Origin of the sequence: Mucilaginibacter endophyticus (assembly GCF_003351025.1) — a bacterium.
Classification (GTDB): Bacteria; Bacteroidota; Bacteroidia; order Sphingobacteriales; family Sphingobacteriaceae; genus Mucilaginibacter; species Mucilaginibacter endophyticus.
Window position 1 is genome coordinate 24,306 of record NZ_QPCG01000004.1, and the last position, 13,321, is coordinate 37,626.

12 protein-coding genes are annotated in these 13,321 nt (G+C 41.9%); 3 read left to right on the top strand and 9 right to left on the bottom strand.

The window, feature by feature from the left end:
* Positions 1–84: 84 nt before the first annotated feature.
* The gene (locus DUL71_RS16965; protein WP_114939242.1) at positions 85–564 is read left to right on the top strand and encodes a DinB family protein; all 480 of its coding nucleotides are present in this window, start codon (positions 85–87) and stop codon (positions 562–564) included.
* Here DUL71_RS16965 and DUL71_RS16970 read toward each other — a convergent pair.
* From DUL71_RS16970 to DUL71_RS17010, 9 genes are all read right to left on the bottom strand, one after another.
* Positions 561–1,904, bottom strand: coding sequence for a hypothetical protein (locus DUL71_RS16970; RefSeq protein WP_114939243.1), 1,344 nt, complete (start codon positions 1,902–1,904; stop codon positions 561–563). The genes DUL71_RS16965 and DUL71_RS16970 overlap by 4 nt on opposite strands.
* Positions 1,889–3,397, bottom strand: a complete 1,509-nt coding sequence (locus DUL71_RS16975) for an FAD-binding protein (RefSeq protein WP_114939244.1) — start codon at positions 3,395–3,397, stop codon at positions 1,889–1,891. Before DUL71_RS16975 ends, DUL71_RS16970 begins: the two co-directional genes overlap by 16 nt.
* A 6-nt stretch (positions 3,398–3,403) precedes the next feature.
* Positions 3,404–3,760 carry a Bor/Iss family lipoprotein gene (locus tag DUL71_RS16980; RefSeq protein ID WP_114939245.1) on the bottom strand — a complete coding sequence of 119 codons (357 nt, stop codon included), beginning with the start codon at positions 3,758–3,760 and terminating at the stop codon, positions 3,404–3,406.
* Positions 3,761–3,888: 128 nt separating this feature from the next.
* Complete coding sequence (gene cfa, locus DUL71_RS16985) at positions 3,889–5,004, bottom strand: cyclopropane fatty acyl phospholipid synthase (protein WP_114939246.1); 1,116 nt, start codon at positions 5,002–5,004, stop codon at positions 3,889–3,891.
* A gap of 93 nt (positions 5,005–5,097) precedes the next feature.
* Positions 5,098–5,646, bottom strand: a complete 549-nt coding sequence (locus DUL71_RS16990) for an REP-associated tyrosine transposase (RefSeq protein WP_114939247.1) — start codon at positions 5,644–5,646, stop codon at positions 5,098–5,100.
* A gap of 185 nt (positions 5,647–5,831) precedes the next feature.
* Entirely contained in the window at positions 5,832–6,851 is a 1,020-nt protein-coding gene (gene recA / locus DUL71_RS16995; RefSeq protein ID WP_114939248.1) for a recombinase RecA, read from the bottom strand.
* 173 nt (positions 6,852–7,024) lie between these two features.
* Positions 7,025–7,780, bottom strand: coding sequence for an endonuclease III (gene nth / locus DUL71_RS17000; protein WP_114939249.1), 756 nt, complete (start codon positions 7,778–7,780; stop codon positions 7,025–7,027).
* A gap of 259 nt (positions 7,781–8,039) precedes the next feature.
* Positions 8,040–8,234 (bottom strand): hypothetical protein, encoded by a 195-nt coding sequence (locus tag DUL71_RS17005; protein ID WP_091174692.1) that lies wholly within the window; start codon positions 8,232–8,234, stop codon positions 8,040–8,042.
* 263 nt (positions 8,235–8,497) lie between these two features.
* Positions 8,498–9,082 (bottom strand): RNA polymerase sigma factor, encoded by a 585-nt coding sequence (locus tag DUL71_RS17010; RefSeq protein ID WP_112575763.1) that lies wholly within the window; start codon positions 9,080–9,082, stop codon positions 8,498–8,500.
* Between the two features lie 505 nt (positions 9,083–9,587).
* Between DUL71_RS17010 and uvrA the strand changes: the two genes are divergently transcribed.
* Complete coding sequence (uvrA, locus tag DUL71_RS17015) at positions 9,588–12,476, top strand: excinuclease ABC subunit UvrA (protein ID WP_114939250.1); 2,889 nt, start codon at positions 9,588–9,590, stop codon at positions 12,474–12,476.
* A gap of 215 nt (positions 12,477–12,691) precedes the next feature.
* Positions 12,692–13,285, top strand: coding sequence for a glycoside hydrolase family 19 protein (locus DUL71_RS17020; RefSeq protein ID WP_114939251.1), 594 nt, complete (start codon positions 12,692–12,694; stop codon positions 13,283–13,285).
* Positions 13,286–13,321: the final 36 nt, after the last annotated feature.

A 13,321-nucleotide genomic window follows, 5' to 3' on the forward strand; every position in this document is an offset into this window, starting at 1 on the left:
CAGTGATATGATAATTTGACGAAATTATACCACAATCTTCATAATTTAGCGTAGCTGTAAAGCTTTCACCCATTTTAATATAAAATGAAACAAGAATTTGAGGTTATCAAAAAAACACGTCTGACACTGCTTAATGTTATTAAAGACCTTTCTCCCGAACAACTTAATCATATCCCGGCCGGATATATTAACAACCTGATCTGGAACCTGGCGCATATGATTTCGGGCCAGCAAGGCATTTGCTATACCCGTGCGGGTGTACCAATTGTGGTAGATGATAAATATTATACGCCCTATCGCCCCGAAACCAAACCGCAGGATTTTGCTAATGCAGATGACATAGCCGAGGTAAAAGAGCTGCTTATTTCCACTATTGATAAATTTGAGGAAGATTATCACACTGGCATTTTTGCTAATTATCAATCCATGACTACCCGCTATGGTGTTACGTTAAGCAATATTGAAGAGGCTATCCGCTTTGTGCCATTTCACGATGGCTTGCATACGGGTTATATCATGGCCTTAAAAAGGGCGGTTTTGGAAGAAATGAGCAACGCTGTTTAATAAACTATTTTGCTAAAGGGAATGCCTACTGTTAAACCTATCGCGGTTTTGTTAAAAGGCAGATGGGTATCTTTCAATGAATTATTCATATCCTGAAGTAAAAGCTGCGCTTCAAAATTGATAGCAGGCACACCTTTTTTATCAATCAAAACAATGGGGATACCTATAATGGAGTTAAGGGCCTTGTAAGTCCCCCAATTTTTTTCTATCCGAAAACTTACCCCAACGTGCGAGGTTGATGGAATGTATACCACCTTACCTGCGGCCGCTGGTGTTATAAAGTTTTTATACTGGCCAATATACCGGTCGCCTTTATTTATTACAACCGTATTTATGCCGTCCTGCCCCTGTTGCCCGTTTACATAGGCATTCCAAAGCGAACCGCTCCCCACCGAATTATTCACAAAACCTTTGCCTGCAAAAGTTAAAAAGATCCTGCCTAATTTGGGGCTCTCCCAAAAGCGGGTATGACTTATAAATAATTCGAACGGGTAATTATAATGTTTATCAACAGGTGTATTAACATCGCGGCTTACCATAAACTTTTGCGGTATAACCGGGATATAAACACCCGCAGTTGTCCAATTATCGGTAACGAGGTTAAAATTGGCAGTGTTTACCATTAGCTCCGATTGTTGTTCGGAAAATTGCTGCAGATAATCTGTGCGGAGTGTGGCGTAAAAGTTTTTCCGAAGCTTGCTTTTTGCCTCATTCAGATTTTGCCCGGGAACTTCATCCTGTTTCAACGCATTGAGTGATTGTTCAAACTCCTCGGCTTTTTTATTGATATTTTGGGCAAGCGTGTTTACCATCAGCGCCCTCGCGGCGTCCATTTGCTTTTTGAAATCACCATTGGCGGCATAATAAGTTCGCGGCTTCCCCATCCACGTTTTTTGAATAGCGAAACCTAATTGATTATCGTAATACCTATTCACAAGCTTAGCCGCATAAGTGTTAGCGATATTTACCCTTGCGCCTACTACTACAAAAGATCTTACCCAATCATCACTATCTACCGGCTGGTGAAAATTATGATTGATGCTGATCATCCCTTCAGCCGCATTGACGTTCACATAGTTTTTATAAAGCGAAAGATCTTCATTACCGGAGAGGTAAGAACTTACTTTATTGGACAGGAAAATATTCATGGCTTTGTTAGAGATCAGCATCCCCTGCCCCCCGCTGTTTGGCCAATTGGTTACTTTACGGTTTATAGCCCTAATCTCATCGATGATCTGCCCGCTGGTTTGCGCCTGTACCCGTACTATCAGCCCACATGAAAACAGCAGGTAACATAATACAGCTTTTAAGAAGCACACATATGTCAGGCGAGCCCCCATTGCTGCGTAATTTGGTTAGTAAAAACTTTTTGGCAGTCGGCATTGAGCAGCGTTTTCCGGGCGTTGATCCAACGGGTGGCAGCCTCTCCGTACATCCTTTGAATTCGCTCCGGCGTAACCTCGTTGGCTTTGCCCCAATGAAAAGTAAATGGAATATTTTCTTGCTCGAGCATCAGCCAAACCTGGGTATAAAAGTTGTATGCTTTGTCCGATAGCGGCGCGTCTAATTCCATAATACAGGTATGGGCGAACCGGGTGAAACCCAATGTTGCTTTGGTTTGCTTAACAAACCGGAATGAAAATACACCACTAAACGGGCCAATATCTTTATTGATCTTCAGCATCAGATCGGCAACCTTTGGCGAAAGCTCGGCGGGGAAGCCGATTGCGGAACTCAATAATTTGCCTCTTAAGGTGGTATTACTAAAAATTTCGCCCAGGGTACCAAAGTGAGGGTCAGTATTAGTAGTCATGCTGGTGTTCAGTACTTTGGTTACTACTATGGGGATCAGCGCAGGAACAGCATCGGTGATAGTACCTATAAAACTGGCAGCATCGTCCCCCGGACCTATGCCTGCCGCGTTATCAACCGGCGGCTGGTAGTTGGTACGATATGGCCGCTTGTACATGGTGGTTACAAACGCACCCTTATCCAGATCATAGGGGTTAAGCAACACCGAAAAATGAAACGGACGTTCATTGCCACATGGCAGCTTACTGGTATTGCTAAAATCCAGTGTTTCCATCATAACCTGCAACTCTGCATTATAGGGCAATCGCTGTACATAGGTTTCCAGCAAAAACAAAGGCTCTGTTTCCATTAATACCCCGTGAATAATCCCGAAGCTGCCGAAACTTACCACAGCAGCATTAAAAAGTTCATCGTCCTGAACCAGCTCGGTTTGCAGCAGATCGATAAATCGTTGCGCAACTACGGGAGCCGAAGCTCTCTCCAGCCAAATGTGCCTATCCGGACTTACTACAATATGTAATCCTACTACAAAATCGGGCACTGCGCCAAAGTCAAAAGCCGAGCCATGAGTCCCCGTCCCCATTGCACCCGCTATGGTTTGTCCGTTACTGGCACCGGAAGTTTTGAGCGACAATCCCCTGTTTTTTAGAAACACACCGAGTTCCCAAATACCATTGCCGCTTTGGGCAAAAAGCAATTGATCCTTGTTGCCTGCATAAGCCGGATTAACCGCTGTATCAGCTACCGTAAACCTGGTATTTAGCGGTTTGGTATCCAGCATAACACCGTCTTTAACGGTAGCTATCTTTGTCCACGACCAGCCCGCACCTAAGGACCTTAATGGCGTATTGGTATCTATAGCTTCCTTTATAAGGTTTTGCAGCCCTTTGGTAGCATCATTATAACTATCAAGCGCGTCGAGGTTATCTTCATTCCCTAATTCGTACAGATCTTTTATTTGTTCAATAAAAGTTTCGTGGCGATTTTCCCAGCTGCTAACTCCTGTTTTGATAACTTTCATAGCCGCCTATTTTATAGTGCCTTCCTTGGCACAGGGTTTACCACATTTCCACTCCACTCTTGCCGGGCTCCAGATCCCCAGGGTCACAACGGTGAGCAACGAATAACCAAAATTATTCCTCACAGTAACTTCGGCCATGCCGTTACTACCAAGGGAATCACATATGGGTGTAACTATCCGTTTGGGGCTTTGAATAGCTCCCCAAAAAAAGAAGTTAACGTTTTGATGGGATACCTCAGAACCAGCCTGTGCTTTGGTTTCGACGCGGGCGGTATAGCAACTGCTTAATAATAACGAGAGCAACAGGGCGGATACACTGTTCCGATAAAAACGGACAGGTCGCTTTAAAAATGATGGCAGCATAAGGCAAGTATTTAGGATTTTACTGAAATAAATTAAAGTAAACCCAAATACTTGATTTTCAGATAAGTAAAAACACGTTTATTTATTACGTATTTTTACGTTTTTTATAAATCGACATAAAAAACTGTTTATCTTATTGATTTATAGAGGCCCAAATGTTTAGGCTTTGTTAATACAATATGCCACAAATGATTTTTTCTTGAACGGAACGATGCGGCACTTGCATTAAGGTAGTAACGCCACATACGGTAAAATGTATCGCCATATTTGGCACTCAGGTTAGGCCAGCTTTGTTCAAAATTCTTGAGCCACTCCATGCAGGTGCGGTCATAGTACACACCGAAGTTATGCCAGTCTTCAAGAACAAATAAGCCCTGCCACGCTGTTGAAAGCTGCGCTGCAGACGGCAACATGCCATTAGGGAAGATATATTTATCAATCCAGGGATCGGTAACTTTGGTAGAATAGTTGCCGCCGATAGTGTGCAACAGAAAAATACCATCATCGGTTAAGTTCCTGGCAACGGTTTCCATGTAAGTTCTGTAATTGCGATACCCTACAGCTTCCAGCATGGCAATGGACACCACCCGGTCGAACTTTTCATTTACATCCCTATAGTCATCCAGCCTGATCTCAACCGGTAAGCCTTTGTTTATTTCACGTGCAAGTACCGCCTGTTCTTTAGAAATGGTTAAACCAACAACAGACACGCCATATTTTTCAGCAGCAAATTTGGCGAAACCACCCCAACCACAGCCAATCTCCAGCATGCGCATGCCGGGTTCCAGTTTTAATTTACGGCAGATCAGATCAAGCTTGGCCTCCTGGGCTTCATCTAAAGTGTCTGCATTTTCCCAATAAGCGCAAGAATACATCATGCGTTTATCAAGCATATGCTCAAACAGATCGTTCCCGATATCATAATGCTTATAAGCAACCTCTTTAGCTTTTGATTTAGTTTGCTGGTTGCTAAACTTCGCTTTAAGAAAATATTTAAGTGTATTTAAATCACGAGGAATGGCTTTATCAACCCGGTGATATTGAACGCGAAAAAAGAATTCATCCAGGGCTTCGCAATCCCACCAGCCTTCCATATAAGCTTCACCAAAGCCCAATGAACCACCGGCCAGCAGGCGATCATACAATTTAGGATTGTGTACCTGTACATCCCAAGGGTTGGTACCATTCATGGTTATTCCACCTGCGGCAAACGTGCTTGTAACAATCTCTTTTGATGATCCCATAATTTATATTGATAATTTTGCCGATAAATATACACATCTGCCGCGGGTTTAGCGCAGCGTAACCCGTGATGTAGCATGGTTTAAGCTCCCAGCTTAAACCATCAATTCTATATCAATCAAACCTTTATCACCAGCATAATCCCTGGCACTACTATATAAAAAATGCTCTGGCTTACCAACCCAACCCGCAACCACCGGATTGTTATGCAAATAATCCAACTTCTGATCAATCATCTTATCACCAAACAATTCTATGGGATGACTACCGGCCTGCCAAAACTGAAAATATTCGTTACTGGGATTCCTCTTGCCTTCACGTTCGAAGAACCAAAGCAGCCAGTCGCCCCTGCTCTCCTGTAAATTTTCCTGAATTGCTTTAATAATTGTTTTGGAAGTATGCCTTTTGATATCCGTTAAGATATCCTGCATCGACTTATCTGTAGTTCCGATAATTAAATGCACGTGGTTGCTCATGATAACCCAGGCATATAATTTCAGGCCTTTATTTTTAATGCAATACTTCAGGCTCTCAACAAGAATATCTCTGTATGCCGTTCTTGTAAATACATCTATCCATTGTACAACAGTGAAAGTTACAAAGTAAGGAAACTCCTGATTTTGAAATTTGTAATTGCGGCTCATGGTTTAGGCATTGGTTTTTATTTATTTAAGCTGGAAGCTTAAATGATGCTACACCACGGGTTACGCTGCGCTAAACCCCGCGGCAGTTATCGTATTTATAATTTAAAAAACAAAAGCCCCCCTTTCGGGAGGCTCGTCTCATAGATAGATTTAAATCACTTATAAAATATTATACTCGATCGAGGTTATACTTCTTCCATGCTTTCGCCGGTTACAGTTTCCTTGATCTTGCCTTCCAGTTCTTCCATCAGTTCGGGGTTGTCAAGGATCAACTGCTTAACAGCATCACGGCCCTGGCCTAAACGGGTTTCACCATAGCTAAACCATGAGCCTGCTTTTTTGATGATGTTGTATTCAACACCCAGGTCAATGATCTCACCTGCTTTTGAAATACCTTCGCCAAACAAGATGTCAAACTCAGCTATACGGAACGGAGGTGCAACTTTATTTTTAACGATCTTAACTTTTACACGGTTACCTGAAACTTCATCAGAATCTTTAATTTGTGATATACGGCGTACATCCAAACGTACCGAAGCGTAAAACTTTAGGGCATTACCACCTGTAGTAGTTTCAGGATTACCAAACATAACACCAATTTTATCGCGCAACTGGTTGATGAAGATACAGCAGCATCCGGTTTTGCTGATGGTACCGGTTAGTTTACGCAATGCCTGAGACATTAAACGTGCATGCAAGCCCATTTTTGAATCGCCCATCTCGCCTTCGATCTCAGCCTTGGGAACCAATGCGGCCACAGAGTCAATAACCAAAATATCAATAGCACCTGAGCGGATCAGGTTATCGGCGATTTCCAAAGCCTGCTCACCATTATCCGGCTGAGAGATCAGCAGGTTTTCAACATCTACACCTAATTTCTTAGCGTAAAAACGATCAAAAGCATGCTCAGCATCAATAAAGGCAGCAATACCCCCGTTTTTTTGGCTTTCGGCAATGGCGTGGATAGCCAAAGTTGTTTTACCTGATGATTCAGGGCCGTAGATCTCGATGATCCTTCCTTTAGGCAAACCGTTAACTCCCAAAGCTATATCAAGACCCAAAGAGCCAGTTGAGATAACCTCGGTTTGTTCAACTACGGATTCGCCCAACTTCATGATGGTGCCTTTACCGTATGATTTTTCCAGCTTATCTAACGTAAGCTGTAATGCCTTTAATTTATCGCTATTTTTATCTGTAGTAGCCATCGTATTATTTTCTTCAGCAAATATAATTACATTTTTTACAATTACTAATTTTTTTAGTAATTTATTTTGAAGTGAATAGAGAATAGTTGATTTGGTGAATAGTTGATTCTATTAGTCAAAGATATAAAACCATTCTCCTAATCAACCACTCATTTAATCAACTATTTCCTCAACTATTTCTCCACACTCCTCTTCTTCAGTTCCTTACTTATGGTATTCAGTGCTTTTTTCTTTTTAGCCTCTTTGGCTTTTTTAACCTTGGCGGCTTCTGCTCTTTGCAGGGCGGCTTCGGTATTGTTACGTTCATAGTACCGGCAAAACCAGGTTAGCGGGCAAACATCGCATTTGGGACTGCGCGCCAGGCAAATATACCGGCCATGCAATATCAGCCAGTGATGTGCTACGGCTATGTATTCTTTCGGAATATTTTGAACCAGTTGTTTTTCAACAGCCAGCGGCGTACGCGCATTATTGGTTAAACCAATACGGTTAGCCACTCTGAACACATGAGTATCAACAGCCATGGCCGGCTCCTCAAAAACAACTGAAGCAATTACGTTTGCTGTTTTACGGCCTACACCGGGTAATTTCTGCAGGTTTTCTATCCCTGATGGTACTTCGCCGTTAAAAACATCTATCAGCATTTTGCCCATACCTACCAGGTGTTTGGCCTTATTATTAGGATAACTTACAGAACGGATATAAGAAAAAACCTCGTCGGATGTTGCCGCGGCCAGGTCTTGTGCAGTAGGAAAACGCTCAAATAATGCAGGGGTTACCTGGTTAATACGTTTATCTGTACATTGGGCCGAAAGTATCACAGCCACCAACAACTGAAACGGGTTATTATAATGCAGCTCGGTAACGGGATTAGGCTGATTTTTAGAAAAATATTCAACAAAATGGCGGTAGCGTTCGGCTTTTAGCATAGTTCATTTGTTCACTGGTTCATTCGTTCATTAGTAGCTGCACAGTGAGCCCGCAACATTTTGCAATATTGCTTAATAAATAGCATAAAGCAAAGTCTCTATAACTATTCACTAATGAACCAGTGAACAAATGAACTAATCAACCATCTTAAAAATAGAAAGGTTCATAAATCACTCATTGGGTTTCGGTTTTTCGATTCGCATCGGCAACCTTTTCAACAATCATGATCTATGAACCAGTGGGGGAATCCGCAATCTACTAACGTAAGCTCTTCGAATAGTCCAGGATCTGGTGTATGGTTTGCACTTTGGGTTTCCTGATCAGCAGGTCCAAATCAGCACGAATTGAATTGTAAAAAATCACTTCGTCGGCATCCAGATTTTCTTGTACATTCCTGTTCATTTCAGCTTCGTTAGCTAATGCATTCAACGTTTTTGTAAAGGTTTCATCCATAAGCTTATTTTACTATAATTTTTATATGGTTTATAACGGTGGCTTAAAGATAATATTTTGTTAAATGAAAATTAAATGAAATTTTTATTTCGGGAAATTCAGGCCTGAGAGGCAGGGATCACGCTTTTGCAACAGTAAGCAACTTTATATCAACAGATAATGAAAACTTATCAAAATTTAGAGCAAAAAATAAGGCTAGGATATTATTGTTCGATTTAACCTAAACAATAATATTCTAACCTTCTATGTAGGTTTAGTTAACCTTAATTTTTAAGGCTAAGCTCCTTGCTTTGCATCATTTTGCGGAGATTATTAAGCGCGTAACGCATACGGCCAAGCGCGGTATTGATACTAACTTCGGTAATATCTGCAATCTCTTTAAAGCTCATATCGCCAAAGTGACGCATGATCAATACTTCCTTCTGCTCGGACGGAAGCAACTGGATCAGCGCTTTAAGATCTTTATGGGTTTGATCCCTGACCATTTTGTCCTCGGTACTTTCATCGTAATTACCAAGCACCTCAAAAATGTCAAAATCATCGCCATTACTGATCATTGGCGCACGTTTTTCCCTTCGGAAATGGTCAATTACCAAATTATGCGCTATACGGGTTACCCAAGGCAAAAATTTACCTTCCTCGTTATATTTGCCGGCTTTAAGTGTATTGATCACTTTAATAAAAGCATCCTGAAAAATATCTTCAGCAAGGTATTCGTCTTTTACCAACAGGTAAATAGAAGTGTATATTTTTGATTGGTAACGCCTTATCAATTCTACTAAGCCTGCTTCGTCGCCGGCTACGTATAGATGGATTAGATCCTGATCACTTTTCAATTGAAAATCCATAGAAAGTACTACTTAAACTTAATTTTTAGTTAAAACCTTTTAAAGTAAAGTGTATTCTATAGCTTGCTCCTTAGGGGTTAAAGATTTGTTTCCTCAAATAAAATAAATTATTGACAAAAAAACAAATAAAATTTTTTTTAAAAGCTCAACTTTACTATTTAATCGGCAAAACCAGTGATTAAACAATCATTTATTTGGTTAGCTACCTTTAGACTGACTTTTAATACCGAAGGTTTAATCATTCACCAAAATAAATTTTTTAAAAAGTAGTTGTTAAAACAACATTAAACTTTAAAAAGTCAACAAACTGTAAACTCCAATATTTCACGTAGTTTAATCCAACAAACAAGTAAAACTCATTTGGATTCTGCTAAATATTTTAGGATTTTTGCATTCGCAAAAAGTTCATGGATAGTAGATCATGGTTCATGGTATTTTATTTGCCGTAACCCTTATGGTACAAGCTATGACCTATCAATCCTGAACGATGAACTAATTCAACAGAATGAGTAAAGAAGCAGAAAAAGATCCGCAAAAACATATTATCATAAAAGGCGCAAGGGTGCATAACCTTAAAAACCTTGATGTGGCTATCCCCAAAAACAAACTGGTGGTAGTTACCGGCATGTCGGGCTCGGGCAAATCATCGCTCGCTTTCGATACTTTATATGCCGAAGGCCAACGCCGTTATGTGGAAAGCCTTTCATCATACGCCCGCCAGTTTTTGGGCCGTATGAACAAACCCGATGTCGACTATATTAAAGGTATTGCACCTGCAATAGCTATTGAGCAAAAGGTAATTACCTCAAATCCGCGTTCAACAGTTGGTACATCAACCGAAATTTATGATTACCTGAAACTGCTGTTCTCGCGTATTGGTAAGACCATATCGCCTATATCCGGCAACATCGTAAAAAAAGATTCGGTTACCGATGTGGTAAATTTTGTGCTTTCACTGCCCAATGAAACGCAGGTAACTATTCTAGCCCCGTTGCACCCGCATAACAACAGGAGCCTTAAAGAAGAGCTGGCCGTTTTAATGCAAAAAGGTTTTGTACGCGTCGAGTATAACGGCAAGCTCTCGCGCATCGAATCTTTATTAGAGGACGAAACCGTAGAAAACGTTCCTTTAATGGCAGCCGAACCGGTGGTTGAGATCAAAAAGACCAAAGCGAAAAAGGCTGTGGCAGAAGCAATAGAAACTGATCAGCAAACCGCTGTTCGTATAGTTGTTGACCGCGTTACCAAGAACGAAGAAGATGAAACCGTTAGCCGTTTAGGCGACTCGATACAAACTGCCTTTTTTGAAGCCAAAGGCGATTGTTTTGTCCGTTTCCAGGAACCTGATGGCGAAACAGAACACGAACGTTTTTTCTGCGATCGCTTTGAACTGGACGGGCTTAAGTTTGAAGAACCTACGCCAAACTTCTTCAGCTTTAACAATCCTTACGGCGCCTGTAAAAAATGTGAGGGTTATGGCAAGGTGATCGGGATTGATGAAGATCTGGTTATCCCCGATAAAAGCAAATCTATTTATGAGGGCGCTATCGCTCCGTGGCGAGGCGAAAAAATGCGCGAATGGAATGATGCCCTGGTAAGGCATGCACTAAAATTCGATTTCCCTATCCATCGTCAATATAACCAGCTAACCGAAAAAGAACAGCGCCTGTTATGGACGGGCAATAAATTTTTCCGTGGCCTTGATGAGTTTTTCAAGGAGATGGAGGAGCAAACGTATAAGATCCAGTACCGTGTTTTGCTATCGCGATACAGGGGCAAAACTACTTGCCCGGAGTGTAAAGGCAGTCGTTTACGGATAGATGCTTCTTATGTGAAGATCAGCAAAAAGTCAATCACCGATGTGGTATTGATGCCATTGGATAAAGCATATGAGTTTTTCAAATCTCTTGAACTGAACGAAACCGATGCCAAAATCGGTAAACGCCTGTTGATGGAGATCACCAATCGCCTTGGCTTTTTAAATGATGTAGGCTTAAGCTACTTAACGCTTAACCGTTTATCAAATACTTTATCAGGCGGTGAATCTCAGCGTATCAACCTGGCCACATCATTAGGTAGTAGCCTCGTTGGTTCTGTTTATGTACTTGATGAGCCAAGTATCGGCTTGCACCCTCGTGATACACAAAGATTAATTACCGTGTTAAAATCGCTTCGCGATGTGGGTAATACCGTATTGGTTGTGGAGCACGAAGAAGAGATCATGAAGGCTGCCGACTATATCATAGATATAGGCCCGGAAGCCGGTACGCATGGCGGCGAACTGGTATTTACCGGAACCTATGATGAAATAATAAAGGACGACAAAAGTTTAACCGGCAAATACCTAAGTGGCCGCGAAGAAATAACAATCCCGGCAAGCCGTCGTAAATGGCATGATTTTATTGAAATAAAAGGTGCCCGCGAAAACAACCTTCAGCATGTAAATGCCAAATTCCCATTAGGTGTGCTCACGGTCGTTACAGGTGTATCAGGCTCGGGTAAAACCAGTTTGGTGAAACGCATTCTTGCGCCGGCTGTTCAAAAGGCTTTGGGTAATTATTCGGGCGAACAAACAGGCTCATACGATGCCATTGACGGCGATTACAGCAAAATTGAACAGGTTGAACTGGTTGACCAAAATCCTATCGGCCGCTCGTCGCGTTCAAACCCGGTTACTTACGTGAAAGCCTGGGATGAGATCCGGAACCTCTACGCTGCACAACCTGCCTCTAAAGCAGCGGGATTAAAGCCTTCGGCGTTTTCATTTAACGTTGAAGGTGGCCGTTGTGATGTTTGCCAGGGCGAGGGTGAGGTGAAGATAGAGATGCAATTTATGGCAGATATCTTCCTTACCTGCGAAACCTGTGGTGGTCATCGTTTTAAACAACATATTTTAGATATCCAGTACAAAGAAAAAAATGTATCGGATATCCTGAACATGACCATTGATGAAGCTGTTGAGTTTTTTGCAAAAGAACCTAAGATCATCGCTAAAATTAAACCACTGGTTGATGTTGGTTTAGGCTATGTTCAGTTAGGCCAATCGTCAAATACCCTATCAGGCGGTGAAGCACAGCGTATTAAGCTTGCATCATTCCTGGTGAAGGGCAACAACACCAATAAAACACTGTTTATTTTTGACGAGCCAACCACCGGCCTACACTTTGCTGATATTAAAAAGCTGCTAAAATCATTTGACGCCCTGCTTGATCATGGCAATACTATTATTGTTATTGAGCATAATATGGATGTGATCAAATGTGCCGACTGGGTTATCGACATAGGCCCTGAAGGTGGCGACCGTGGTGGTAAAGTTGTGTTTGAAGGCGTACCCGAAGACCTTATAAAACAAAAAGACAGCTATACCGGCAAGTTTTTAAAAGACCGGTTCTAAAACTCAAAGCACCCGTTTTAAAGCGGGTGCTTTACAATCTCCCGACAGGTGCATCTCACCTGCAAACACGACCGCGAATCCCTCGCAAGTCTTTGAAAATCAACTTTGATATTCCAAACACGAATATCTACCTTTATTCAGTTCTTCACACCTATTTAATCTGAAACGTTCGTTTACAGTATCTTATATATTTCTAAAACCTAAATTTTAAGGCTATGCCAGGAACAAAAGAATTTTATGACACCATTCGTGACACCGTATTTAAAGGTCACCTTTCACAAAGCCAGGTTGATGGCATTGAAACCATTTTGAGCGCTGCCGCCAATGCAGGCATAACCGATCAGCACAAGGTAGCTTACATGCTCGGCACTGTTTATCATGAATGCGCGGGCACCATGCAACCGGTAAATGAAAACGGCAAGGGCAAAGGCCATCCTTATGGCGAAAAATTTAAAATGGGTTCCGGACCGGGTCACCGGGTACCTTATACCACGCCCGATCAGTTGTATTATGGTCGCGGCTTTGTACAGCTGACCTGGTACGAAAACTATGACGCCATTGGTAAACATCTAAATGTTGATTTGCTCAACCACCCCGAACTGGCCTTACAACCAGATATAGCCGCAAAGATCATGATTGATGGCATGACCAAAGGCATGTTTACCGGCGTTGGCTTAGGCAAATATTTTGATGATACCCATGCCGACTGGATAAATGCCCGCCGCATCATTAACGGCAACGATCAGGATGTGCTGATAGCCGGATATGCCAAACACTTTTATAAAGGGTTAACGGGGATTGACGCGTAAGTTAACCTAAGCTCAGTTGTTTAGAGGCTTAGTCTC

Excerpts from the sequence above, each read along its gene's own strand:
- DUL71_RS16990 (WP_114939247.1), bottom strand. The coding sequence starts at position 5,646 with ATGAGCCGCAATTACAAATTTCAAAATCAGGAGTTTCCTTACTTTGTA.
- recA (WP_114939248.1), bottom strand. The coding sequence starts at position 6,851 with ATGGCTACTACAGATAAAAATAGCGATAAATTAAAGGCATTACAGCTT.
- DUL71_RS17020 (WP_114939251.1), top strand. The coding sequence starts at position 12,692 with ATGCCAGGAACAAAAGAATTTTATGACACCATTCGTGACACCGTATTT.
- DUL71_RS17010 (WP_112575763.1), bottom strand. The coding sequence starts at position 9,082 with ATGGATTTTCAATTGAAAAGTGATCAGGATCTAATCCATCTATACGTA.
- nth (WP_114939249.1), bottom strand. The coding sequence starts at position 7,780 with ATGCTAAAAGCCGAACGCTACCGCCATTTTGTTGAATATTTTTCTAAA.
- DUL71_RS16980 (WP_114939245.1), bottom strand. The coding sequence starts at position 3,760 with ATGCTGCCATCATTTTTAAAGCGACCTGTCCGTTTTTATCGGAACAGT.
- DUL71_RS16965 (WP_114939242.1), top strand. The coding sequence starts at position 85 with ATGAAACAAGAATTTGAGGTTATCAAAAAAACACGTCTGACACTGCTT.
- uvrA (WP_114939250.1), top strand. The coding sequence starts at position 9,588 with ATGAGTAAAGAAGCAGAAAAAGATCCGCAAAAACATATTATCATAAAA.
- DUL71_RS16975 (WP_114939244.1), bottom strand. The coding sequence starts at position 3,397 with ATGAAAGTTATCAAAACAGGAGTTAGCAGCTGGGAAAATCGCCACGAA.
- DUL71_RS17005 (WP_091174692.1), bottom strand. The coding sequence starts at position 8,234 with ATGGATGAAACCTTTACAAAAACGTTGAATGCATTAGCTAACGAAGCT.
- DUL71_RS16970 (WP_114939243.1), bottom strand. The coding sequence starts at position 1,904 with ATGGGGGCTCGCCTGACATATGTGTGCTTCTTAAAAGCTGTATTATGT.
- cfa (WP_114939246.1), bottom strand. The coding sequence starts at position 5,004 with ATGGGATCATCAAAAGAGATTGTTACAAGCACGTTTGCCGCAGGTGGA.